We start from the raw sequence: 22184 nt of genomic DNA, 5'->3' as shown, positions 1-22184 counted from the left end.
TTGCGTTTTGCTGCTTAATGATAATGTTGTCACAAAAAGTGAGGGTGACTGCATGGATAAACTACTTGAGCGTTTCTTACATTACGTTTCGCTGGATACCCAATCTAAGCCGGGGGTCCGACAGGTGCCAAGCACCGAAGGCCAGTGGAAGCTGCTAAATCTGCTGAAAGAGCAGCTGGAGGCCATGGGGCTGGTTGATGTCACGCTCAGCGAAAAAGGGACCGTGATGGGAACGCTGCCGGCGAGTATTGACGGCGATATCCCGGCAATTGGCTTTATTTCTCATGTCGATACCTCACCTGATTTTAGCGGTAAACACGTAAACCCGCAGATTGTTGAAAACTATCGCGGCGGTGATATTGCGCTGGGCATTGGCGACGAAGTGCTGTCGCCGGTGATGTTCCCGGTACTGCATCAGCTGCTGGGGCAGACGTTAATCACCACTGACGGCAAAACCTTGCTGGGGGCCGATGACAAAGCGGGCATCGCCGAGATCATGACGGCGCTGGCGGTGCTGAAGGGCAAAAATATCCCACATGGCGATATCCGCGTGGCCTTCACGCCGGATGAAGAGGTTGGAAAAGGCGCGAAACACTTTGACGTTGAGGCGTTTAACGCGCAGTGGGCCTACACCGTCGACGGTGGCGGCGTGGGTGAACTGGAGTATGAAAACTTTAACGCGGCATCGGTGACGATCAAAATCGTTGGGAACAACGTGCACCCGGGGTCTGCGAAAGGGGTGATGGTGAATGCGCTGTCGCTGGCTGCGCGTATTCATGCGGAAGTGCCCGCCGAAGAGAGCCCGGAGATGACGGAAGGGTATGAGGGTTTTTATCATCTGACCAGCATCAAGGGGACCGTGGACAGCGCGCAGATGCACTATATTGTCCGCGATTTCGACCGCAAAGCCTTTGAAGCACGCAAACGTAAGATGATGGAGATCGCGAAAAAGGTCGGCAAGGGGCTACATCCGGATTGCTATATTGAACTCATCATCGAAGACAGCTATTACAATATGCGCGATAAGGTGATGGAGCATCCGCATATTCTTGATATCGCCCAGCAGGCGATGCGCGATTGTGACATCGAGCCGGTGATGAAACCGATCCGTGGCGGTACCGATGGTTCACAGCTGTCGTTTATGGGCCTGCCGTGCCCGAACCTGTTTACCGGTGGATATAACTACCACGGCAAGCATGAATTCGTGACGCTGGAAGGGATGGAGAAAGCGGTGCAGGTGATCGTGCGGATAGCGGAGTTAACCGCGAAGCGGTAATGTTTTATGCCGGGTGGCGGCTACGCCTTACCCGGCCTACATTTCGATCGTAGGCCCGGTAAGCGCAGCGTCACCGGGCATTAAAGCGGCTCAGTCCTCAAAAAACCAGTACCCGCTGTTCACCAGCGCGGCCAGCATGGCGAGGAAGGAGGGATCGTCCAGCGCGTCGCCGAAGGTATCCGCAGTCAGCACCATATGGCTGGCAATCGCTTCCAGCGCCGGGCGATGCGGAGAGTCCAGGCGCTCGCCGTTGACGAATACCTCTTCGCCAATGCGCAGTACGCGTAATCCGCCCAGACGAACCAGCTTATCGCCCTGCTGGAGCGCATCATAAATTTCATCTGCCTGATAAGGCGGCTCTGGCGGTGCGACGTCCAGTTCGTGACGCGACTGGCTGATAAACTCGCCAAACCACTGTCTGAAGTGCTCCGGTTCGTTGATCAGATCCAGCATCATCCCGCGCAGCTTATCCAGCTCCTCTGGCAGAATATCCGCCGGGTGCTCACGCGCCGGAACGTCCGGATCGCTGTAACGGTAGCTGCCCAGCTCACGCTGTAAAACATAGTCAGCAAATCCGCTGATCATCTCGCGCCCGCTTGGCGCGCGGAAACCAACCGAATAGTTCAGCGAGTTTTCCAGGGAATAACCTTCATGCGGGAAGCCCGGTGGGATATAGAGAATGTCGCCTGGCTCCAGCTCTTCATCAATGATCCCTTCAAACGGATCAACCTGAAGCAGATCCGGGTGGGGGCAGTGCTGCTTCATTGGCACTTTTTCGCCCACGCGCCAGCGACGGCGCCCGGTACCCTGAATGATAAACACGTCGTACTGATCCAGATGCGGACCCACGCCGCCACCGGGAACGGAGAAGGAGATCATCAGATCGTCCATTCTCCAGTCTGGCAGGGCGCGGAAGGGACGCATTAAGGCTGCGGTGGGTTCGTGCCAGTTGTTGACCGCCTGCACCAGTAAAGACCAGTTGTTTTCGCCCAGGTGATCGTAGCTTTCAAAGGGACCGTGGCTGACCTGCCATTTCCCGTCCTGGTGGCTCACCAGACGGCTGTCTACCTCATTTTCCATCGCCAGACCAGCGAGTTCGTCAGGAGAAATAGGGTCGATAAAATTGCTGATCCCGCGTTTAAGAACGACCGGGCGTTTTTGCCAGTAACGTTCAATAAATTCGGGCCAGTTAAGCGTTAATTGATAATCCATATTTTTGTATTCCGCAGGCTCTTACTGAGACGGATTATAACGGAAGCACCGCCCCCTGACTGCGAGATCCGCGTATTTTTCACATTTCGGGTCAACTATCGTTCGATACGGGATGCTGGCGGCCAAAAATGACTTCCATACGGGCACCGCCCAGCAAACTTTCACCGGTTTCAATCTTGCCCTCGTACTGATCGACGATTTCCCTGGCGACGGATAATCCGACGCCCTGGCCTGGCCGCAGCGTATCGGCGCGCTGGCCGCGATCGAACACCACTTCGCGTTTATTACAGGGAATGCCAGGACCATCATCCTCAACGATAATATGCAGTTCGTTATCCGTTACCCGCGCGGACACCTCGACAAACTCCAGACAATATTTGCAGGCGTTATCGAGCAGGTTTCCCATCACTTCCATAAAGTCATTTTTCTCACCGACAAAGCTAATTTCCGGTGAGATATCCAGACTGATGTTGACCCCTTTACGCTGGTACACCTTGTTCAGCGCAGAGGTGAGGTTATCCAGCAGCGGGGCTACCGGGTGCAGTTCACGGCTCAACAGGGCGCTTCCGGAACGCATGCTCGCGCGGTGCAGGTAATAGCCGATCTGCTGTGAAATACGGCTGATTTGTTCCAGCATCACCGGCTCGGCGTCATCCACGCTCATTTTCGAACTGCGCATGGAACGCAGGGTACTCTGCATCACGGCCAGCGGGGTTTTCAGGCTGTGCGTAAGGTCGGTGAGCGTCGTGCGATACTTGTCGTAGCGTTCACGTTCGCTTTTCAGCAGGCGGTTGAGGTTGCGCACCAGGCTGGTCAGCTCACGCGTGGTCTCCGGGTTTAGCTTCTCGCGGTGATGTTCCTCCAGCTCGCGCACCTCTTTGGCAAGGGATTCAATCGGGCGGAGGCTCCACCACGCAGCAACCCACAGGAGAGGGATCACCAGCAGCAGGTTGGCAGCCAGAACATACACAAACCAGTTCCAGACCATATACGAGCGTTTCAGCTCAACCGGTATGGTATCGATCACCACAATGGTTAACTGCGGCATGTTCAGAGTGGCGGGGTAAAGGTTGATGGCCACAGAGTGGGTCATCTCCGTGTCGTCATCTTCGGCACGGATCTCATTTAGCTTGATCTGTAAGGCGCGATCGTCACGCAGCAGGCTGCTGGTGGAGTTGAGGTCGGCTTCTATTTCATGAAAACCGTTGGTTTTCAGCCATTCCGGACGGATGCGCTTTTTCAACCACGGGACATCGCGCTGGGCCCAAAGCAATTTCCCTTTTTCATCATAGATCAGCGCCAGCGTCGGGCTCTGCTGATTCAGGTTTTCCGGCATCTCGACGGTGATTCGGTTGTTCTCCCACTTCGCCAGGGTATAAAACAGGTTACTTTCGCCGCGAAGCAGGCGGAAGGTGGTTTTATCGAAGCTCACGCTATAACCGACCAACGCCACCATCCCATAAGAGAGCGACAGCACCAGCACGACGGCGGCGGTTGCCAGCAAAAAGCGAACCCGCAGCGAAAGGGGTAAAATGTGGCGCAATATCCCTTTCATTTAGCGTAATTCGAACAGGTAGCCCTGACCACGCACGGTGGTGATCACGTCATGCGGGTACTGCGCCTGAATTTTTTTACGCAGGCGACCCATCAGCACGTCAATGGTGTGGCTTTCGCGCAGCTCGGCATCCGGATAGAGCTGAAGCATCAGGGAATCTTTGCTCACCACTTTACCGTTGTTACGGATCAGCGTTTCCATGATGGTGTATTCGAATGCGGTCAGCTTGATCACTTCATCATTAATAGAAAATTCGCGGCGAGAGAGGTCCACCTGGAACGGCGGCAGAGAGATAACCTGTGACGCCAGCCCGCTGTTGCGGCGCAGCAGCGCCTGCATACGCGCAGCGACTTCTTCAATATGGAAGGGTTTGGTCACGTAGTCATCCGCGCCAGCGCTCAGGACTTCAACCTTGTCCTGCCAGCCTTCGCGGGCAGTCAGCACCAGTACCGGCAGGGAAACGTCATGGCTACGCCAGCGGCGGATAAGGGACAATCCGTCTTCATCCGGCAGCCCTAAATCGACAATGGCGATGTCCGGCAGGTGTTCATTGAGATAATAATCGGCCTCTTTTGCGTCTTCAGCATCATCCACCTGATGACCCATCTCCTGAAGTTGAACTTTCAGGTGATGGCGTAGCAATGCGTTATCCTCAACAACCAGTACGCGCATCATCACTTCTCCCTTTATAAATGGTATGAATAGTTTAACGCTGATTATTCAGGTTGACACCAGCGCAATGAAATTAAATGATTTTTTTCATGCTCCCGAACACAGGGGGGGATGACGCCAGGCACCTGATTATTAAGTATGTTGACCTGAGCCTGGTTCATATCACCCACCCAACTCACGTAAGCCTCATGCGCCCCCAGCAGGCGCGGGTAATATAAACTGACTTGTTTTCGCAAGCTTTCGCAATCCCGATAAAACAGCCATCCGTTTATGAACTGTTGAAGGCGAGTCGCTTTTTGGACAGCACGGGCACGCCAGTTTTGTAAATATTGCCCTTTTTTTTGTAAGGATGTTCTCACTATGCCTGGCTTTGTCTACGCTTATTTTATGGTGCGAAATTAGATTTGCATAAGATGTGCCAGAAAAGCAGCATTTTTACACAACAAAACAGCAATATAGCGAGTAAAGAGGACTTTATGGAATGGAAGGTTGTTGAGACTATTGCGAGCCCGGAAAGCGGAACCATCTTTTGCAAAGTTGAAACACAGTATGGCCTGAATTATATCCTGTGGTTAAAGGGAGATTATTACGTTCGTACAGGTGAAATCATCACCACTTCAAACCAGGGGATCCTGATTAACGATCGGCGGCGTAGAGTATGGATAGCGCAGGCAATGCCCTTTACATCAATAGGCTGGATGGGGTTCAAACAGAAAAACGCGTGTCCAGGCAACCGACAGGAGATGGATCGCCTGTGCACGGCTGAAACCCCGTGCCAGTTCAAACTGTGCCCGTTCGGCTTAAAACGGTATATTCCGGAAAGTTATTCCACGGCAAAAAATAACAATCAGCCTGACGGCAGGCTCTAATCCCGGCAAAACAGATAATGTGACGTGAAATGTCGGCTCGATGATGAAAAGCAGCCCCCTTTCCGGGTGGAAAGGGGGAAGGGCGATTACTTCAGCTCGTCAACCATAGCGATGGCACGGCCAATATAGTTTGCCGGGGTCATCTCTTTCAGGCGCGCTTTTTCTTCTTCTGGCAGCGCCAGACCGTCGATAAACTGTTTCATACCTTCAGCATCAACGCGTTTACCGCGGGTCAGCTCTTTGAGTTTCTCGTACGGTTTTTCGATGCCGTAACGACGCATCACGGTCTGAATCGGCTCCGCCAGCACTTCCCAGTTGTGATCCAGCTCGTCCAGCAGACGGTCGCGGTTAACTTCCAGTTTGCTCACACCTTTCAGGGTGGACTGGTAGGCGATCAGCGCGTAGCCAATACCTACGCCCAGGTTACGCAGCACCGTGGAGTCAGTCAGGTCGCGCTGCCAGCGGGATACCGGCAGCTTGCTCGCCATATGCTGCAACACGGCATTCGCCAGACCTAGGTTACCTTCGGAGTTTTCGAAGTCGATTGGGTTCACTTTGTGCGGCATGGTGGACGAACCGATTTCCCCGGCGATGGTCTTCTGCTTGAAGTGGTTCAGGGCGATGTAACCCCATACGTCACGATCGAAGTCGATCAGGATGGTGTTGAAGCGCGCAATGCAGTCAAACAGCTCGGCGATGTAGTCGTGCGGCTCAATCTGGGTGGTGTACGGGTTCCACTGGATCCCCAGAGAGGTCACAAACTCTTCGCTGAACTGGTGCCAGTCCACTTCCGGGTACGCGGCGATGTGGGCGTTGTAGTTACCCACCGCGCCGTTGATTTTGCCGAGGATCTCAACCTGCTCCAGCTGACGATACTGGCGTTCCATGCGGTACGCCACGTTCGCCATCTCTTTACCCATGGTGGATGGGGTTGCTGGCTGGCCGTGAGTACGGGACAGCAGCGGAATGTCGCGGTATTCCACGGACAGCGCTTTCACCGCATCAATGATTTTACGCCAGTAAGGGAGTACTACCTCTTTCCGCGCGGTAGAGAGCATCAGCGCGTGAGACAGGTTGTTAATATCTTCAGACGTACAGGCGAAGTGAATAAATTCAGATACCGCGTGCAGGGCAGGGACGCTTGCCACTTTCTCTTTCAGGAAGTATTCAACCGCTTTCACGTCGTGGTTGGTGGTGCGTTCGATGGTTTTAATGCGCGCGGCATCTTCTTCGCTGAACTCAGCAACGATTTTATCAAGGTAATCGTTTGCCTTTGCGTCAAAAGCAGGAACTTCCTTGATTGCTGTCTGGGCGGCCAGCTTTTGCAGCCAGCGTACTTCAACCTGAACACGGAACTTCAGCAGGCCATATTCGCTGAAGATCCCGCGCAGCGCGCTGACTTTATCGCCGTAGCGTCCATCGACAGGGGATACGGCGGTCAGTGAGGATAATTCCATAATTCGCAACTCCGGGAGGTTAACAATGAGCAAGAATTTGTTTTGCCTGAGTCGTCAGGCGATGACGAGAAAACATTAACTGTAGGCGGCCACCGCCGACCTGTTGCCACAGCACGGCGGCACGGATGCCTGCCAGCAGCGAAGCGCGTACCTTCGCCTGTACCTGTGGGCTTTGCAATACGGCAGGCGAACCGGTGACCTGAATACGCGGGCCGAGCGGGCTAATCACGTCAACGTAGATACCGGCCATCGCGCTGAGCAGGGTCTCAGACTGGAGGTCAAAGTGGTCGAGCTGGCGCTGTAGCCCGGCGATGCGGTCGCCCAGGGTATTCATTGCGCCTTTTGCCGCATTAAGCTTACGTTCCAGCACCATCAGGCTTAAGGTGTAGCGGGTCAGTTCCGCGTTCAACCCCTGACGGTTGCTGGCGTTGAGCACGCCGAGCAGAGTTTCAAGACCGAGACGAAGATTGGTTTCACTGCCGCCAAAGACGCCCAGCGTGGAGCCTGGGTTAAGATCGATAACGCTGTTGAGTGAAACGTGCAGGGCATCAGCGTCGCAATGACCCTGATGCGCCAGCTGTTGCACCAGACGGGCTGACTGGCAAATTCCCGCCAGCGCCAGGGTGATGTCATAATAGTTCTTCGCCACACGGTCTCCTTTATGTGTGCAAACGGTTTAAACAGCAGGCAGCGGCAGGCGCTGTTCAATGATCCCACCGCCGAGGCAAATTTCGCCGCGGTAGAAAACAGCAGACTGGCCAGGGGTAACGGCGGAAACCGGCTCGTCGAAACGCACGTCAATGCGATCGTCATCCAGTGCGGTTACGGTGCAAGGGATGTCCGTCTGGCGGTAGCGCGTTTTCACTGTGCAGCGCAGCGTGCCTTTCAGCGGCTCGCGATCGACCCAGTGCAGCTGTTGCGCGATCAGTCCAACGGACATCAGGCGCGGGTGGTCGTGACCCTGAGCCACAACCAGAATATTGTTTTCGACGTCTTTGTCGACCACGTACCACGGATCTTCGCTGCCCTCTTTGGTGCCGCCGATACCCAGACCTTTACGCTGGCCGAGAGTGTGGTACATCAGCCCCTGGTGCTGACCAATCTCATCACCGTCAACGGTGACGATTTTGCCCGGCTGTGCAGGCAGGTAGCGCCCCAGGAACTCGCGGAATTTACGCTCGCCGATAAAACAGATACCGGTGGAGTCTTTTTTCTTCGCGGTGATCAGATCCAGATCTTCAGCAATCTTACGCACTTCCGGCTTTTCCAGCTCGCCGACCGGGAACAGGCTCTGGGCAATCTGTTCGTGGCTCAGCGTATAGAGGAAGTAGCTCTGATCTTTGTTGCCGTCCAGGCCGCGCAGCAGCTGGCTTTTGCCATTTACATCCGCGCGACGCACGTAGTGGCCGGTCGCAATGTAGTCTGCGCCCAGGTCTTCCGCGGCGAATTCCAGGAAGGCTTTGAATTTGATCTCTTTGTTGCACAGGATATCCGGGTTTGGCGTGCGGCCCGCTTTGTACTCTTCGAGGAAGAGTTCAAAAACGTTGTCCCAGTATTCTGCGGCAAAGTTAACGGTGTGCAGTTCGATGCCGAGCTTATCGCACACGGCCTGCGCATCGGCGAGATCCGCAGCGGCAGTGCAGTATTCCTCGCCATCGTCTTCCTCCCAGTTCTTCATGAACAGGCCCTCCACCTTATAGCCCTGTTGCTGCAACAGGTAGGCGGAAACGGAGGAATCGACACCGCCGGACATGCCGACGATTACTTTTTTCTGGCTGTTATCTGACATGGAATACTCACGACATTGAACTTCAAGGCGGCGTATTCTATCACGCCCCCCCACCATTGACACCCTCTGTAAACGGCCAGTTAAACTCTGCAATGATATCCAGCGGCAGGCGCGCCGCAGACTGCCAGCAGCGGATGCTTTCCGCCACCAGCGGCGAACGCAGGTTTGGCGCGTTCAGGATCTCCTCGGCAGTCACCCACAGGCAGCGATCGATATCGTCGTCGTGCGGTTCAGTGGCGCACGTTTCGTTAAGTTCAACGGCGAATAAGAAGCGCAGGAAAGGCGTCTGGTCAGGCGCTATCCACTGATGCATACGGATAAAATGCTGCGGTTCGGCGCGGATACCCGTCTCCTCCCACAGCTCACGGGCTGCCGCCTGGCGTAAGGTTTCATTGGCTTCAAGATGCCCGGCAGGCTGGTTCCACAGCGCTTTGCCATTGATGGTCTCTTCCACCACCAGGAATTTCCCCTGCGCATGGACCACGCAGGCGACCGTAACATGAGGTTTAAACATCAGTTCTCCTTAGGGGTAACATCCCGCCATTCCCCGTTTGCCAGCGAGTCCAGCGTGTAGCTGCCCATGGCATAGCGAATGAGTCGCAGGGTAGGGTAGCCCACATGCGCAGTCATGCGCCTGACCTGTCGGTTGCGGCCTTCATAAAGGGTTATTTTAAGCCAGCTGGTGGGAATGGATTTCCGCTCACGAATCGGCGGGTTGCGCGGCCACAACCACTCGGGTTCATTCACGCGCTCAATACCAGCCGGCAGGGTGGGACCGTCGTTCAGCGTTACGCCGTTACGCAGTTTTGCCAGCGACGCGTCGTCCGGCTCGCCTTCAACCTGCACAAAGTAAATTTTCCCGGTACGCTTGCCCGGCTGAGTGAGCCTGGCCTGGAGCACGCCGTCATTGGTGAGCACCAGCAACCCTTCGCTGTCACGATCCAGACGTCCCGCCGCGTACACTCCCTGAACGGGAATAAAGTCCTTCAGCGTGCTGCGCCCGGCCTCGTCGGTAAACTGCGGCAATACATCGTAGGGTTTATTGAACAGTATGACCCGCGTTGGCTGGGGTTCTGGCGTTCTTCTGGTGGCTTGTCGTGAGCTGAATCGCTCAACCCGGTGTTTTCTAAAAGAAGTTTTCGTCATGGTATTTTCAGGCGTTATCAATTGCCGCATTATAGCCTAATAACGAAGACCTTTCATGGCGTCGGACAATCAGGTACTATCGGAAGGCTCATTACAATTTATTAACATAAGATCAGTAACAACCAGAAGCGCTCGAAGGAGAGGTTAATGGAAAGCAAAGTAGTTGTTCCGGCGGAAGGTAAAAAGATCACCCTGCAAAACGGCAAGATTAACGTTCCTCACAACCCGATTATCCCGTTCATTGAAGGCGACGGTATCGGCGTAGACGTTACCCCGGCAATGCTGAAAGTGGTTGATGCCGCTGTTGAGAAAGCCTACAAAGGCGAGCGTAAAATTTCCTGGATGGAAATTTACACCGGTGAAAAATCGACTCAAGTTTATGGCCAGGACGTCTGGCTGCCAGCCGAAACTCTGGACCTGATCCGCGACTATCGCGTTGCTATCAAAGGCCCTCTGACCACGCCAGTTGGCGGCGGCATTCGCTCCCTGAACGTGGCGCTGCGTCAGGAACTGGATCTGTATGTGTGTCTGCGTCCGGTGCGTTACTACCAGGGCACCCCAAGCCCGGTTAAGCACCCGGAACTGACCGACATGGTTATCTTCCGTGAAAACTCAGAAGACATCTACGCCGGTATCGAATGGAAAGCGGACTCTGCTGATGCAGAAAAAGTGATTAAATTCCTGCGCGAAGAGATGGGTGTGAAGAAAATTCGCTTCCCTGAGCATTGCGGCATCGGCATCAAGCCGTGCTCCGAAGAAGGGACCAAGCGTCTGGTGCGTGCCGCCATCGAATACGCTATCACCAACGATCGTGACTCTGTGACCCTGGTTCACAAAGGCAACATCATGAAGTTCACCGAAGGCGCGTTCAAAGACTGGGGCTACCAGCTGGCGACCGAAGAGTTCGGCGGTGAACTGATCGACGGCGGCCCATGGCAGAAAATTAAGAACCCGAACACCGGTAAAGAGATCATCATTAAAGATGTGATTGCCGATGCGTTCCTGCAACAGATCCTGCTGCGACCTGCTGAGTATGACGTGATCGCCTGTATGAACCTGAATGGTGACTACATCTCCGATGCGCTGGCAGCACAGGTGGGTGGTATCGGTATCGCCCCGGGCGCGAACATCGGTGACGAGTGCGCCCTGTTCGAAGCAACTCACGGTACTGCACCTAAATACGCAGGCCAGGACAAAGTCAACCCAGGCTCTATCATTCTGTCCGCAGAGATGATGCTGCGTCATATGGAATGGTTCGAAGCCGCAGACCTGATTGTTAAGGGTATGGAAGGCGCGATTAACGCGAAAACCGTCACCTATGACTTTGAACGTCTGATGGAAGGCGCTAAGCTGCTGAAATGCTCAGAGTTTGGGGATGCGATTATCGCGAACATGTAATCCACTCGCTGGGTTAAATGACAACGGGAGCCTGAGGGTTCCCGTTTTTTATGCACACAAGACGGAAACAACGCTATGAACCATGATATCCCGCTCAAGTATTATGACATCGTCGACGAGTATGCGACTGAAACGGCGAAACCGGTAGAAGAGGCAGAACGTACGCCGCTGGCACACTATTTCCAGCTGCTGCTCACTCGCTTATACAACAATGAGGAAATCAGTGAAGAGGCGCAGCGGGAGATGGCTGTCCAGGCGGAGATAGACGAAGCGCGCATTGACGATATTGCGAACTTCCTGAATCAGTGGGGCAATGAATAACGCGTCATCGCGCTGAGTCTGCCAGCAGCCTGGCGAGGTCGTGCCGGGTTAGCGACTTTGAAAAGTACCAGCCTTGTACGAGGGCATCGGGGTATCTCTGCGCGATGAACTGATATTGCGTTTCGCTTTCAACCCCTTCAAAAACCAGGGTTTTGTGCAGTTTAGCGAGCGCGTCGCTGAAGATCACCAGGATATCCTGTTTATAGTGCTCGCTGATGCCGTCCACTAACGACTTATCCACCTTGATTTCGTCATATTTGAGATTTGATAGCCTGGCCAGATTAGAGTTTTGCACACCAAAATCGTCTATTGAAATTTTGACGCCTGCCGATTTAAGCTCCTCACAAAACTCTTCAAGGATGGCCGCGGTGGAAACGCCATTTTCGGATAACTCAACTTTGATTAACGATAAGGGAATCGCGTTCTCTGAGCATTCATGACGTAATACCGCCAGGAATTTGCCGTCTTCAATTTCCGTCCGGCCAACGTTCAGTGAAATCATTAACTGATGTTCAGCGGCCAGCGCGGCAATTTCCGCCAGGGATTTCTTTATCATGTTCTGATAATAAACGTTATACAGGCCAATTTTTTTAATTAACGGGATAAACAGCTCAGGAGAAACCTCTTTGTGATTGTTATCCTGCCATCTTGATAACACTTCAACCCCGACGATTTTCTTATCAGCAACCCGAATAACAGGCTGAAAATGAACGCTGATGGTATTCGCTTTTACCGCTTTGACCAGCGTTCGTTCCAGAGAACGTCGGTCTTCATAAAGTCGAAGAGAAAACAGCGTCAGGGATACCCAGATAAAGTATAAAAACAAGCACAGAAGCACCATCACTACGTGGGAGAGCGAAGCCAGTCCGGCATCATGGTGTGTGACGGTAACGCACAAATCCCAGCGTGTACTGCACTCTGTCACAGCCAGCGTAAATAACAGAGACTGTAAGCGGCTGAAGTTTTCTGATGGCGGCGTAACGGTGAAAAAGGTGCGGCCGAAATCTTTAGTGGAAGAACGAAGCGAATAGTTGGCGGTAACGGGGGCAAATTTATCGTAGGCTGAACGGGAGGTGAAGATAATAAGGTGGTTATAGATTGTCGCATTGCCGACAAAGAAATCTTTCTGCGAAAACTGCGCCAGGCTGAATCCGTTCTGGGTATTATGCAGCTCAGAGGGAAGGGCGATGGGATTTGCCAGCTTGCCCCAAAACGCGGTGCAGGTGATTTTCCCCTTTTCAATAAACCCCACATCGGCGAAATAGAGACTTCGCATCTTTAATTTTCGGTAGTCGTTCAGACTGGCGCTATCGCATCCCTGCGCGGAGGTATTTATAAGCGTACTGGCGATATTTTGCGTTAACTCTTCAGAATAGCTTAAGAGCGTGTGGGAGATCTCCCTCTGCCGGTTCTTTTGCTGCTCAGCGATAATGGCGTTAACCGCATACAGCGACAGGACGACCATAAAGGTTGAGATGATAGCAACGGCAATGGCCTTCTTCATTTTCCTGTTGTCCCACCACGTCCTGAGGTGCAGGGATCTTAACACAGGTCATAAAAGCTACAAGTATGAGAGTTGAGGCTGCACGGAATCGAAAGGAAAGCCATTATGCCATGCTCCTTTCATCTCAGAACCACTCAAACCGTGTTGAGAGCAGTAGCAGTAACGTACTGGCAGAAACAAGATTAAGGCAGATGACAAACTTGCTTGATACGTTCATGTTATCAACGTTTTTGTTGTTCAGCAGCCACAGAGAATAGCGTTTCACCTCCACTGAAGAAACGCCAGATTTTGGTGGGTTCGGGCAAAAAAAAGCCCACTCAAGAGTGGGCAAGAAATACTGGAAGCAATGTGAGCAATGTCGTACTGAATACCTGAGTGATTTGCTCAACTATTCAGTAATGAGAAAGATAATCTTTCTCAGTAAAAGATGCAACCCCACGATGAGTGTGGAACGGCATTTTTTTACTGCTTATATTTTAATCAAACGAACCGTGTGATTCCTATCACAAATTTCCTTTCTCAGATCCTGTGCTATCCTTTTCTGTGTCGTTGATTTAATGACAAAAACCATACAGAGAGGAAAGCTATGGGAATTTTATCCTGGATTATCTTTGGGCTGATTGCGGGGATCCTGGCGAAGTGGATTATGCCGGGCAAAGATGGCGGCGGTTTCATCGTCACGATCATTCTGGGGATTGTGGGTGCAGTCGTCGGTGGCTGGATCAGTACCCTGTTCGGCTTTGGCAGAGTTGATGGCTTCAACTTCGGCAGCTTTGTCGTCGCGGTGATTGGCGCGCTGGTTGTTCTGTTTATTTACAGAAAAATCAAAAGCTAAATCTGACCTGAGTTAAAAAAGGCTGCCTGACGGCGGCCTTTTTACTTTGGGCGTTACCACCAGCCCAACTGCGTACCGGCGACGGCCACGATGGCGACAATCAGCATGATGATGGTCGTTTTTCTCATTTAAGCCCCCGGCGCGGCGTAACCACCAAGGAAAAACCAGCCTAAAAACACCACCGCCGTGATAAAAATAACCACCGGAAAGAGGATCCCTATTCTCATGCCATCACCTGTTTGAGTTTGTATAAGGCCGTAGAGTGTACGATTTTAATCTAACGCGACAAAGCCTGTTTTGCTTTTTCCTTTTTTATCCTGATACATCGCGAGGTCTGCGGTGCGCAGGGCGCTATCTTCATCAGTGCGGTGAGGATCAACAATAACGACGCCAAGGCTTGCGCCGGGATAAAGAATAGTGGCATTACCTAACCTGTATTCGCCCGCAATAAGACCATTGAGGCGGGTTTTGATTGCGTTGACCCCTTTGCTGGCGTCGCCATCATCGCTGTGACTCAGGCTGGCAACCAGAAATTCATCGCCGCCGAGCCGGCCAATAATCTCATCCTGCGTTTGCTCGTGAGTCAGTCGCTTGCCGACCTGTACAAGGAAGCGATCGCCCGCCTCATGCCCGTACTGGTCATTGATTCGCTTGAAATCATCGAGGTCAATAAAGGCCATCATGACGTTGCGGTTAAAATGGCGCGCCAGTGAGAACAGGGTGGTAAGGTTTTCAAAAATGGCGCGACGATTCGGCAGGCCGCTAAGGGCGTCGGTGTGAGAGTGGGCAATGAGCGCCGCATTTGCTTCGCGAAGCTGAAGCACAAGCGACTCTTTCTGAATGTACTGACCAATTAAACCGGCAAAGAGTCTGATCACCTGCTCGCCACGCTCGCTGAACTGTTTCTGTGCGGTGCTGGCCGCGCAAAGCGTGCCATACAGAGAACCGTCAGCCAGGTGAACCGGCACGCTCATATAGGTTGTAATGCCCAGTGCTTTGGCCGCTTCACACTCCGGCCAGCGGTCGGGCACCTCGTTACTGAACAACGTGTCGCTGTCGATGGCGCGCTTACACAGCGTTTCGTCCCAGGGCACGCTGAACCCTTCAGGGATCTGCATTTGCTTGCTGTTACGGGCATATAAAATGTGCTGCAAACGCGCATTGATATCGACTTTCGTCAGGTAGGTTGATTCCATATCCGTCACAATTTCCAGCATTTCCAGTAGCTGACGCACCAGACTGTCGAGAGATTGCTCAGTGGAGAGGGTTTCTGAAACACGGGCAAGAATGATATCTGACATGAGGCAGGATGACTCCCATGCAGAAGACCTCTGTATCTGCATGTTGTGCTGAAAATATAGACTCCAGCCATAGTAAAACATGAACAGGATTAATTTTATAGATTCTTCTGGAGGCGGATGAGGGTGAAGCTAAAAAAAAGCCCCGATGTTGAGATCGGGGCAAAACATCTTGATTACGGAATGATGTTCTCTGGTCAGTGTGAGAACAGGCATCACTATAAGGGGGAATCGTGCAGGTTTAATGGAGAAATCATGGAGAAAACGGCGATGACCCGTTACTCTGACGTTTTTACACCCTGAAGGATCATGATAATGAAATATCTTCTCCTGGCGCTGGTTTTACCGCTGGCCGCCTGCTCAACAAAGACAACCCCTCCTGATGCGCCTCAACCGCCGCACGCTATTGGTATGGCAAACCCGGCGTCAGTGTACTGTCTGGAGAAAGGGGGAGAGCAAATCCCTGTTCAAAGCCCGCAGGGCGTACGTACCGAGTGCAAATTGCCAGGCGGGGAAGTGATCGATGAATGGGATCTCTACCACCGCGATCACCCGCAACCGACCAGATGACAACGGCAATAAAACTGCGATACACTTCTCTTTAGGATTATTCTTAGCCAGTTTCTGGCAGTACGTTTGCGAGAAGAAGTATGTTTCAGTTAAAACCGGGCAGCATGGCGATGATCGTGGGTGCGCGTACGGCGGCAGGCCGTCGAAATATCGGTAAATCCGTCGAGCTGTTTGGCCTCTGTCAGCCGGGCCAGCGTTTTGTGAACCCGGTTAACGGCGTCATGACGCAATTACCCGCCACGTCAGCGCGTGTGCTGTGGCTGGTCACCGGTGATGTTTATGCCTTTGATAATCAGCACGGTTTTGCGTTTGTTCGCCCGGAACATCTGATGCCGCTTACTCCCGACGAGATGCCACACAACGTGGATGAGCTGGCGATCGGTTAATCACAGTTTACGCAGCCAGTCCGCCAGTACCTGCGCGTGATTCTGCTCCGTATTTTTCGCCCCATAGAGTAGCGTCACGGTCTGCTGTTTGGCGAGAGCCGCCAGGCGTTTGCCTTCATCCGGATGCTGCGCCAGCTCTTTACGATAGGCTTCACTGAACGCGGTGAAATCTATCGTTTCACTGTGAAAAGCTTTTCGCAGTTCGCTGGACGGCGTTAGCGCTTTACACCACTCATCACAGACGAGGTCGGTCTTTTTTATCCCTCGCGGCCAGAGTCTGTCGACCAGGATCCGGTAACCGTCTTTTGAGGTCGCCTGCTCATACACGCGTTTACATTGAATCATGGGTCCTCCTCATTTCCTTACGACGTTCTGCAAGAACACTATAGCACCCGGCTTTTATCCACCCAATTTAAGGTATTGTGATAATTGCAAAAGATCGGTAGTCTGAGGTTCCTTATGTTATCTGAAAATCCTCCGGCATAAGGAATCTCTGATGGAACTCTCCACGGTTAAAACGACGCTGCGCATTGCGCTGGTTGGTGATTACAATCCCGATGTTATTGCGCACCAGGCGATCCCGCTGGCGATTGACGACGCCGCTGCGGTTCTGGATCTCACCGCTGATTATGACTGGCTCGCCACGCCTGAGCTGACCAGCGCCGAAGACCTCGTCGGGTACGATGCCATCTGGCTGGTACCGGCAAGCCCGTATAAAAAAACCGAGGCGGCGTTTATTGCGGCCCGTTACGCGCGTGAGAATAGCATCCCCTTTCTCGGCACCTGCGGCGGGTTCCAGCATGCGCTGATTGAGTATGCGCGTAATGTACTGGGCTGGCACGATGCAGGCCATGCCGAAACCGACACCGAGGGAAGGATGGTAATTGCGCCGCTGACCTGCTCGCTGGTGGAAAAAACCGACGCGATCGAGCTGCGGAATAACACGCTGATTGCTAAAGCGTATGGCAAGCCGGAAATTCAGGAGGGGTATCACTGCAATTACGGCGTCTCACCTGAGTTTGCCGACCAGCTTGAGCGGGGCGACATGCGCGTAACGGGCTGGGACGAGCAGGGCGAGATCCGAGCGGCAGAGCTGGTAACCCATCCTTTCTTTGTCCTCACCCTGTTCCAGCATGAGCGGGCCGCGCTGCAAGGGCGCCCGGTCGTGCTGGTACAGGCCATGCTGCGGGCGGCGCAGGGATAAAAAAAGCAGACCTCCGGGTCTGCCTTGAATGTCAGCGGGGTGTGATCTCCCGGTCACGCCCGGCAAGCATACCGCATAACGCCATCACCACCGCGGCCAGCGCGCAGGCGAGCAGCGGAATGCGCCAGTCTCCGGCGGTATCGTGAATTTTCCCCATCAGCGGTGGGCCACAGGCCGCCAGAAGATAGCCAATCGACTGTGCCATGCCGGAGAGCGCCGCGGCCTGATGGGCCGAGCTGGCGCGCAGCCCGATAAACGTCAGGCCGAGGATCATGGTGGCGCCGGATCCAAAGCCAAACACCAGCGTCCAGACGACGGCCAGCCCCGGCGCGAACCAGAACCCGGCCGCGCTGACGGCGCACATCAGGGCGACTAGCCCGGCAATGCCACGCTGATCGTTAAGACGGTGCAGGATCAGCGGAATGGCGAGACCGGGAACCGCGGTTGCCAGCTGGAGAAGCCCGTGCATGGAGCCAGCCTGCGTTTCGCTGTAGCCGTGGCTAAGCAAAATCGCGGGTAACCAGCCGATAATGACGTAGTAAATCAGCGAGTTAATGCCCAGAAAAAGCGTCACCTGCCAGGCGAGCGCCGAGCGCCAGATAGCCCGATTGTGCAGCGCGCCCGCTCCGGTCAGGGTGGCGGCCGGCTTCTGGCGCCATTGCGGTAACCACAGCAGCAGCGCCACCAGCGGGAAGAACATCAGCATCAGCAGCGCCCCGTGCCAGCCACCACTCCCCAGCGACAGCGGGACGATAAGCGCCGACCCTGCGGCAGCAGCGGCCCCCATCGTCAGCGAATAAGCCCCCGTCAGTTTTGCGACCTGGCCCGGAAAATCACGTTTGATTAAGCCAGGTAGCAGGACATTGCCCAGCGCAATCCCACAGCCCACGATCGCCGTACCGATAAATAGCAGCGAGGCCGACGGCAGCGAACGTACGCCAATCCCGATGCAAATCAGCAGCAGAGCGATAAAAAGGCTGCGCTCCATGCCCAGGCGCCGGGCGACGCCTGCGGCAAGGGGAGAGATAAAGGCGAAGGCCAGCAGAGGCAGCGTCGTGAGCAGGCCGGTTTGCGCCGTGCTTAAACCATAGTCCTGTCGGATGGTATCGAGCAGGGGGGCGACACCGGTAAAGGTGACGCGCAGCGTCGTGGCAATCATCAGGATGCCTGCAATCAGCAGCGCACCCTGTTTCCCGGAAGGTTGAATAGCAGTAGTCATTATTGTCTCTTACGTTCAGGCGAGCGCATACCATACCGATTTAAGTCGTGGTTGAAATCAGGCTAAAATGACAGTTTATCGCTAATATCGGACAACTTTATGTACGGACTGGGGCTCGACGGCTACGATCCCGATAGCCAGCACGACGCGGCGGTGGCCTTTCGCATCCGCGTGGTGGCACAGGAACAATATATTCCGCTGCATCAGCACCGCAAAGGGCAGCTGATTATGGCGCTGGGTGGCGCGATCACCTGTGAAGTGGAGAACGCGATGCTGATGGTGCCGCCCCAGTATGCGGTGTGGATCCCGGGACAAACGCCGCACAGCAACAAGGCGACGCCCGGCGCGCAGCTCTGTCTGCTGTTTATTGAACCCGGTGCGCTCGAATTGCCGACGCGTACCTGTACGCTGAAAATATCGCCCCTGGTGCGGGAGCTGGTGCTGGCGCTTGCGGACAGGTCACGGGAGGAACTGCCTCTTCCCGCTACCGGAAGGCTGGTTGACGTCCTGTTTGATGAACTGCCCCTGCAACCGCAGGAGCATCTACAGCTGCCGGTATCTCCGCATCCAAAAATTCGCCTGATGAGCGAGACCATGGCAAACGAACCTGCCGCCTGGCAGACGCTGGCGCAGTGGGCCAGCCACTTTGCCATGAGCGAACGCAATCTGGCGCGGCTGGTGGTGAAAGAGACTGGCTTGAGCTTTCGCCGCTGGCGGCACCAGCTCCAGCTGATTGTCGCATTGCAGTTTTTGATCGGCGGAAAGTCGGTTCAGCAGGCGGCGCAGGCGCTGGGGTATGACTCCACCACCGCCTTCATCACCATGTTTAAGAAAGGACTGGGACAGACGCCCGCCCGCTATATCGCCAGCCTGACTACGACTTCCCGATAAACAGCGAAACCAGTCCGGCAGCAATCAGCGGGCCAACCGGCACGCCACGAAACAGCGCCACGCCTAACACGGTGCCCACCAGCAGCCCGGCCACCAGTGAAGGCTGGCTGCTCATCAGCGTCACGCCGCGCCCGCCAAGCCATGAGACAAAAACGCCCACCGCAATCGCCACCAGCGATTTCCAGTTTACAAAGGAGTGCAGCAGCGTGGAGGCCGGTAGCGTTCCGCTGGCAATCGGGGCCATCACGCCGATGGTCAAAATAATGATCCCGATGGTAAGCCCCTGTTTTTCTATCCACGGGAAGAAGGTATTCAACGGTGTGACACGAACGATGATCAGGACCAGAATGGAAATCGCGACGGTGGTGTTGTGGCTGACAAAACCCAGAGCAGCCAGGGCCAGAAGTATGAGCAGAGTAGGGTCGAACATGACGGGATCCTTGCCAAAAATAGTAAGCCTGCTTACTTTACGCGCAAACGCGACGGCAGGCAGGCTTTACTGAAAAAATTGTCTATTTTTGGGCACTTGCCTGACGTCAGTCCACCAGCTGCTGGATAAGTGGACTTCCTTCGCGGATAAACACCGGGATGGTTTCCAGCGCCGCAGGCACCCGGATATGCTCCCCACCGGCGTAGCGCTCACCGTTGAGAGCGACCCAGCTATTGCCCGTCGGCAGCCAGACATCGCGCTCACGCTGACCGGCCTGCATAACCGGCGCCACCAGAAGATCTTCGCCAAACAGATACTGATCTTCACACGTCCAGCTCTGCTTATCCTGCGGATAGTGCCAGAACAGCGGACGCATGAGCGGGTCTCCGTGCAGATGAGCCTGCTGGTACAACGCGTCAATATACGGGCGCAGGGTTTCGCGCACGGTAAGCCAGTGCTGCATGATGGCGTAATTCTCTTCTCCGTAACTCCACAGCTCATTAGGCGAACCGCTGTTACACTGAGGAATGCCGTCACGGTAGCGCTCCGGGGGCTGGATCTGCGGTTCGCGATAGCCGTGCATGCGCAGAACCGGTGTAAACACCGCCCACTGGAACCAACGGATCAGCAATTCGTGGAACGCCGGGTCGTTAACGTTCCCTCCCTGGAAGCCACCGATATCGGTTGTCCACCATGGGATCCCCGCCAGCCCCATATTCAGTCCCGCGGCGAGTTGATTGCGAAAAGCATGGAACGAGGAGTGGACATCACCCGACCACGCCAGCACGCCGAAGCGCTGGCTGCCTGCCCAGGCACAGCGTACCAGGTTAACAATGTCGGTTTCACCATTTGCCTGGAGCCCATCGTAAAAGCCCTGCGCAAAGTCACGCGGGTAGCGATTGCCCACTTCCAGCACCGGACCGGCGTGGTAGCGATAGTTGTCAAAATCATAGGCTCGGTATTCCGGTTCCGCTTCGTCCAGCCAGAACAGCTTAATGCCCATGTCGTAGTAATTTTTCTTCACCGTATCCCAGACGAATTTCCGCGCCTCAGGATGGGTCGCATCAAAGAAGGTGGTATTGCCCATAAAATCGAGGTTGACCTGCACGCCACGTTCACTGCTGACCAGCCAGCCTTTGGCTTTCATCAGCGGGTAGAGAGGGCTGCGCGCCTCTACCGTTGGCCACACCGACACCATCAGCGCAATACCCATTTCGCGCAGCTCGTCGACCATCCCTTCAGGATCGGGCCAGTCTACGGGGTCGAAGCACCAGGTGCCCTGATTCGGCCAGTGGAAAAAGTCGATGACCATCACCGATAGCGGCAGATTACGGCGGCGATACTCCCGCGCAACCTCCAGCACCTCCTGCTGGGTGCGGTAGCGTAATTTGCACTGCCACAGCCCGCTGATAAACGCCGGGGCGGAGGGCGGAGTACCGGTGGCTTTCACATACTGGCGGGTGATATCCGCCACCGTGTCGGCGGCGGTGATCCAGTAGTCCATTTCTCCTGTGACGCGGGCGCGCCATTCCGTCTGATTTTTTGCAAAGCTGGCTTCACCAATCGCCGGGTTGTTCCACAGCAGGCCATAGCCAAGGCTGGACTGCATAAAGGGCACGCTGGCCTGGGAGTTGCGCTGTGCCAGTTCCAGCGTACAGCCTTTCAGATCCAGCCACGGCTGTTGATACTGACCCATGCCATAGATGCGTTCATCCGGACGCGATTCAAACCGGACGGTGAGCTGATATTTCCCCCCCATTAGCGGCTTAAATTCGCGGCCATCCAGCTTCAGGGCGCTGACATATTTATCCTGGCTCTTCTCGCTGGCACCGATACCCACCGTTGAACGCTGGCGCCACATCTCTTCCAGCAGCAGTTCGCCGCGCTGATTGTAGAAGGCCAGCTGACCTTTAAGATTCAGCGTCGCGGTAATATTGCCGTTGCGCAGCGTCAGGCTTTCCGCTTCGGCGACAATCTCAGCCCGGTAAGGGGCGGCGGGAAACAGTGCCTGTAAGGCGTCATCAAAAGCCGGGGAGCAGGTGGCCCTGACGCGCAGGCTGTTTTCACCCCACGGTTCAATACGCAGGGTCTGGCGTTCAAAACGCCATTCGATACTGTTGGAATGTTGGATCAGCTCACTCATGGAAAACGC

At 54.5% G+C, this 22184-nt stretch carries 26 protein-coding genes; 9 read left to right on the top strand and 17 right to left on the bottom strand.

Annotation, left to right across the window (positions count from 1 at the left end; genetic code table 11):
- The first annotated feature begins 52 nt into the window (after nt 1–52).
- A complete protein-coding gene (pepT, locus tag ACOTYH_RS01885; protein WP_048973515.1) occupies nt 53–1276 on the top strand; it encodes a peptidase T in 1224 nt (407 codons plus the stop codon).
- A gap of 90 nt (nt 1277–1366) precedes the next feature.
- Here the strand turns inward: pepT and ACOTYH_RS01880 are convergent, their stop codons facing one another.
- From ACOTYH_RS01880 to phoP, 3 genes are all read right to left on the bottom strand, one after another.
- Nucleotides 1367–2488: a cupin domain-containing protein gene (locus ACOTYH_RS01880; protein ID WP_017384706.1), complete on the bottom strand. Its 1122-nt coding sequence runs from the start codon at nt 2486–2488 to the stop codon at nt 1367–1369.
- A 91-nt stretch (nt 2489–2579) separates the two neighbouring features.
- Nucleotides 2580–4043 carry a two-component system sensor histidine kinase PhoQ gene (phoQ, locus tag ACOTYH_RS01875; protein ID WP_032634007.1) on the bottom strand — a complete coding sequence of 488 codons (1464 nt, stop codon included), beginning with the start codon at nt 4041–4043 and terminating at the stop codon, nt 2580–2582.
- A complete protein-coding gene (phoP, locus tag ACOTYH_RS01870) occupies nt 4044–4715 on the bottom strand; it encodes a two-component system response regulator PhoP (RefSeq protein ID WP_026094318.1) in 672 nt (223 codons plus the stop codon).
- A 476-nt stretch (nt 4716–5191) separates the two neighbouring features.
- Between phoP and ACOTYH_RS01865 the strand changes: the two genes are divergently transcribed.
- Entirely contained in the window at nt 5192–5584 is a 393-nt protein-coding gene (locus tag ACOTYH_RS01865) for a hypothetical protein (RefSeq protein ID WP_023296319.1), read from the top strand.
- 86 nt (nt 5585–5670) lie between these two features.
- Here ACOTYH_RS01865 and purB read toward each other — a convergent pair whose 3' ends face one another.
- From purB to rluE, 5 genes are read right to left on the bottom strand one after another with little or no spacing between them, the layout of a single operon-like run.
- Nucleotides 5671–7041, bottom strand: a complete 1371-nt coding sequence (gene purB / locus ACOTYH_RS01860) for an adenylosuccinate lyase (RefSeq protein ID WP_017693620.1) — start codon at nt 7039–7041, stop codon at nt 5671–5673.
- 19 nt (nt 7042–7060) lie between these two features.
- A complete protein-coding gene (gene hflD / locus ACOTYH_RS01855; RefSeq protein ID WP_006809213.1) occupies nt 7061–7690 on the bottom strand; it encodes a high frequency lysogenization protein HflD in 630 nt (209 codons plus the stop codon).
- 27 nt (nt 7691–7717) lie between these two features.
- On the bottom strand, nt 7718–8830 hold the full coding sequence (gene mnmA / locus ACOTYH_RS01850; RefSeq protein WP_032667904.1) for a tRNA 2-thiouridine(34) synthase MnmA: 1113 nt from the start codon (nt 8828–8830) through the stop codon (nt 7718–7720).
- Between the two features lie 40 nt (nt 8831–8870).
- Nucleotides 8871–9344 (bottom strand): NUDIX hydrolase, encoded by a 474-nt coding sequence (locus ACOTYH_RS01845; protein ID WP_015570797.1) that lies wholly within the window; start codon nt 9342–9344, stop codon nt 8871–8873.
- Nucleotides 9344–10006, bottom strand: a complete 663-nt coding sequence (gene rluE, locus ACOTYH_RS01840) for a 23S rRNA pseudouridine(2457) synthase RluE (protein ID WP_017384702.1) — start codon at nt 10004–10006, stop codon at nt 9344–9346. The genes ACOTYH_RS01845 and rluE overlap by 1 nt, the downstream gene beginning before the upstream one ends.
- Before the next feature lie 117 nt (nt 10007–10123).
- Between rluE and icd the strand changes: the two genes are divergently transcribed.
- Together icd and ACOTYH_RS01830 are read left to right on the top strand one after the other, a co-directional pair.
- Nucleotides 10124–11374 (top strand): NADP-dependent isocitrate dehydrogenase, encoded by a 1251-nt coding sequence (gene icd, locus ACOTYH_RS01835; RefSeq protein WP_003857898.1) that lies wholly within the window; start codon nt 10124–10126, stop codon nt 11372–11374.
- Nucleotides 11375–11449: 75 nt separating this feature from the next.
- Complete coding sequence (locus ACOTYH_RS01830; protein ID WP_015570796.1) at nt 11450–11695, top strand: YmjA family protein; 246 nt, start codon at nt 11450–11452, stop codon at nt 11693–11695.
- Between the two features lie 4 nt (nt 11696–11699).
- Here ACOTYH_RS01830 and ACOTYH_RS01825 read toward each other — a convergent pair whose 3' ends face one another.
- Entirely contained in the window at nt 11700–13199 is a 1500-nt protein-coding gene (locus ACOTYH_RS01825; RefSeq protein WP_180262957.1) for an EAL domain-containing protein, read from the bottom strand.
- A gap of 124 nt (nt 13200–13323) precedes the next feature.
- Nucleotides 13324–13416: a stress response membrane protein YncL gene (gene yncL, locus ACOTYH_RS01820; protein ID WP_071524166.1), complete on the bottom strand. Its 93-nt coding sequence runs from the start codon at nt 13414–13416 to the stop codon at nt 13324–13326.
- A 369-nt stretch (nt 13417–13785) separates the two neighbouring features.
- Between yncL and ACOTYH_RS01815 the strand changes: the two genes are divergently transcribed.
- Nucleotides 13786–14034, top strand: a complete 249-nt coding sequence (locus ACOTYH_RS01815; protein WP_003857896.1) for a GlsB/YeaQ/YmgE family stress response membrane protein — start codon at nt 13786–13788, stop codon at nt 14032–14034.
- Between the two features lie 53 nt (nt 14035–14087).
- Here ACOTYH_RS01815 and yoaJ read toward each other — a convergent pair whose 3' ends face one another.
- From yoaJ to ACOTYH_RS01800, 3 genes are read right to left on the bottom strand one after another with little or no spacing between them, the layout of a single operon-like run.
- Entirely contained in the window at nt 14088–14162 is a 75-nt protein-coding gene (gene yoaJ / locus ACOTYH_RS01810) for a protein YoaJ (protein WP_015570794.1), read from the bottom strand.
- Nucleotides 14163–14261, bottom strand: coding sequence for a YoaK family small membrane protein (locus ACOTYH_RS01805; protein ID WP_015570793.1), 99 nt, complete (start codon nt 14259–14261; stop codon nt 14163–14165). It lies immediately after the preceding gene.
- Between the two features lie 45 nt (nt 14262–14306).
- A complete protein-coding gene (locus ACOTYH_RS01800) occupies nt 14307–15335 on the bottom strand; it encodes a sensor domain-containing diguanylate cyclase (protein ID WP_421637524.1) in 1029 nt (342 codons plus the stop codon).
- A gap of 312 nt (nt 15336–15647) precedes the next feature.
- Between ACOTYH_RS01800 and ACOTYH_RS01795 the strand changes: the two genes are divergently transcribed.
- Nucleotides 15648–15902 (top strand): DUF333 domain-containing protein, encoded by a 255-nt coding sequence (locus tag ACOTYH_RS01795; RefSeq protein WP_421637523.1) that lies wholly within the window; start codon nt 15648–15650, stop codon nt 15900–15902.
- Nucleotides 15903–15982: 80 nt separating this feature from the next.
- Nucleotides 15983–16288 carry a hypothetical protein gene (locus ACOTYH_RS01790; RefSeq protein ID WP_141414422.1) on the top strand — a complete coding sequence of 102 codons (306 nt, stop codon included), beginning with the start codon at nt 15983–15985 and terminating at the stop codon, nt 16286–16288.
- Here ACOTYH_RS01790 and ACOTYH_RS01785 read toward each other — a convergent pair whose 3' ends face one another.
- A complete protein-coding gene (locus tag ACOTYH_RS01785) occupies nt 16289–16633 on the bottom strand; it encodes a DUF488 domain-containing protein (RefSeq protein WP_032653239.1) in 345 nt (114 codons plus the stop codon). It lies immediately after the preceding gene.
- A 151-nt stretch (nt 16634–16784) separates the two neighbouring features.
- Here ACOTYH_RS01785 and ACOTYH_RS01780 point away from each other — a divergent pair, with 151 nt between their 5' ends.
- Entirely contained in the window at nt 16785–17492 is a 708-nt protein-coding gene (locus tag ACOTYH_RS01780; protein ID WP_414105479.1) for a CTP synthase C-terminal region-related (seleno)protein, read from the top strand.
- 31 nt (nt 17493–17523) lie between these two features.
- On the opposite strand, the gene ACOTYH_RS01775 is transcribed toward ACOTYH_RS01780, so the two are convergent.
- Nucleotides 17524–18711 (bottom strand): CynX/NimT family MFS transporter, encoded by a 1188-nt coding sequence (locus ACOTYH_RS01775; protein WP_017384696.1) that lies wholly within the window; start codon nt 18709–18711, stop codon nt 17524–17526.
- Between the two features lie 99 nt (nt 18712–18810).
- On the opposite strand from ACOTYH_RS01775, the gene ACOTYH_RS01770 reads away from it, so the two are divergent.
- On the top strand, nt 18811–19602 hold the full coding sequence (locus ACOTYH_RS01770; RefSeq protein WP_017384695.1) for an AraC family transcriptional regulator: 792 nt from the start codon (nt 18811–18813) through the stop codon (nt 19600–19602).
- Here the strand turns inward: ACOTYH_RS01770 and ACOTYH_RS01765 are convergent.
- Complete coding sequence (locus ACOTYH_RS01765) at nt 19586–20032, bottom strand: DUF441 domain-containing protein (protein ID WP_003857881.1); 447 nt, start codon at nt 20030–20032, stop codon at nt 19586–19588. The genes ACOTYH_RS01770 and ACOTYH_RS01765 overlap by 17 nt on opposite strands.
- A gap of 106 nt (nt 20033–20138) precedes the next feature.
- Complete coding sequence (locus tag ACOTYH_RS01760) at nt 20139–22175, bottom strand: TIM-barrel domain-containing protein (protein WP_421637522.1); 2037 nt, start codon at nt 22173–22175, stop codon at nt 20139–20141.
- Nucleotides 22176–22184: the final 9 nt, after the last annotated feature.

This window comes from Enterobacter cloacae complex sp. SHL001, from assembly GCF_049236825.1.
In the GTDB taxonomy this organism is placed as follows: Bacteria; Pseudomonadota; Gammaproteobacteria; order Enterobacterales; family Enterobacteriaceae; genus Enterobacter; species Enterobacter hormaechei_C.
The sequence above is the reverse complement of the archived record's forward strand: the minus strand, read 5'-3'. Positions and strand labels throughout refer to the sequence as shown.

Bases quoted from the DNA above. Each gene is read 5' to 3' on its own strand.
- ACOTYH_RS01815 (WP_003857896.1), top strand. From the start codon at position 13,786: ATGGGAATTTTATCCTGGATTATCTTTGGGCTGATTGCGGGGATCCTG.
- ACOTYH_RS01825 (WP_180262957.1), bottom strand. From the start codon at position 13,199: ATGAAGAAGGCCATTGCCGTTGCTATCATCTCAACCTTTATGGTCGTC.
- ACOTYH_RS01880 (WP_017384706.1), bottom strand. From the start codon at position 2,488: ATGGATTATCAATTAACGCTTAACTGGCCCGAATTTATTGAACGTTAC.
- purB (WP_017693620.1), bottom strand. From the start codon at position 7,041: ATGGAATTATCCTCACTGACCGCCGTATCCCCTGTCGATGGACGCTAC.
- ACOTYH_RS01770 (WP_017384695.1), top strand. From the start codon at position 18,811: ATGTACGGACTGGGGCTCGACGGCTACGATCCCGATAGCCAGCACGAC.
- ACOTYH_RS01830 (WP_015570796.1), top strand. From the start codon at position 11,450: ATGAACCATGATATCCCGCTCAAGTATTATGACATCGTCGACGAGTAT.
- ACOTYH_RS01785 (WP_032653239.1), bottom strand. From the start codon at position 16,633: ATGATTCAATGTAAACGCGTGTATGAGCAGGCGACCTCAAAAGACGGT.
- ACOTYH_RS01795 (WP_421637523.1), top strand. From the start codon at position 15,648: ATGAAATATCTTCTCCTGGCGCTGGTTTTACCGCTGGCCGCCTGCTCA.
- ACOTYH_RS01780 (WP_414105479.1), top strand. From the start codon at position 16,785: ATGGAACTCTCCACGGTTAAAACGACGCTGCGCATTGCGCTGGTTGGT.
- ACOTYH_RS01760 (WP_421637522.1), bottom strand. From the start codon at position 22,175: ATGAGTGAGCTGATCCAACATTCCAACAGTATCGAATGGCGTTTTGAA.
- phoP (WP_026094318.1), bottom strand. From the start codon at position 4,715: ATGCGCGTACTGGTTGTTGAGGATAACGCATTGCTACGCCATCACCTG.
- yncL (WP_071524166.1), bottom strand. From the start codon at position 13,416: ATGAACGTATCAAGCAAGTTTGTCATCTGCCTTAATCTTGTTTCTGCC.
- ACOTYH_RS01865 (WP_023296319.1), top strand. From the start codon at position 5,192: ATGGAATGGAAGGTTGTTGAGACTATTGCGAGCCCGGAAAGCGGAACC.
- ACOTYH_RS01800 (WP_421637524.1), bottom strand. From the start codon at position 15,335: ATGTCAGATATCATTCTTGCCCGTGTTTCAGAAACCCTCTCCACTGAG.
- ACOTYH_RS01775 (WP_017384696.1), bottom strand. From the start codon at position 18,711: ATGACTACTGCTATTCAACCTTCCGGGAAACAGGGTGCGCTGCTGATT.
- rluE (WP_017384702.1), bottom strand. From the start codon at position 10,006: ATGCGGCAATTGATAACGCCTGAAAATACCATGACGAAAACTTCTTTT.
- ACOTYH_RS01845 (WP_015570797.1), bottom strand. From the start codon at position 9,344: ATGTTTAAACCTCATGTTACGGTCGCCTGCGTGGTCCATGCGCAGGGG.
- ACOTYH_RS01790 (WP_141414422.1), top strand. From the start codon at position 15,983: ATGTTTCAGTTAAAACCGGGCAGCATGGCGATGATCGTGGGTGCGCGT.
- icd (WP_003857898.1), top strand. From the start codon at position 10,124: ATGGAAAGCAAAGTAGTTGTTCCGGCGGAAGGTAAAAAGATCACCCTG.
- phoQ (WP_032634007.1), bottom strand. From the start codon at position 4,043: ATGAAAGGGATATTGCGCCACATTTTACCCCTTTCGCTGCGGGTTCGC.
- ACOTYH_RS01765 (WP_003857881.1), bottom strand. From the start codon at position 20,032: ATGTTCGACCCTACTCTGCTCATACTTCTGGCCCTGGCTGCTCTGGGT.
- pepT (WP_048973515.1), top strand. From the start codon at position 53: ATGGATAAACTACTTGAGCGTTTCTTACATTACGTTTCGCTGGATACC.
- ACOTYH_RS01805 (WP_015570793.1), bottom strand. From the start codon at position 14,261: ATGAGAATAGGGATCCTCTTTCCGGTGGTTATTTTTATCACGGCGGTG.
- mnmA (WP_032667904.1), bottom strand. From the start codon at position 8,830: ATGTCAGATAACAGCCAGAAAAAAGTAATCGTCGGCATGTCCGGCGGT.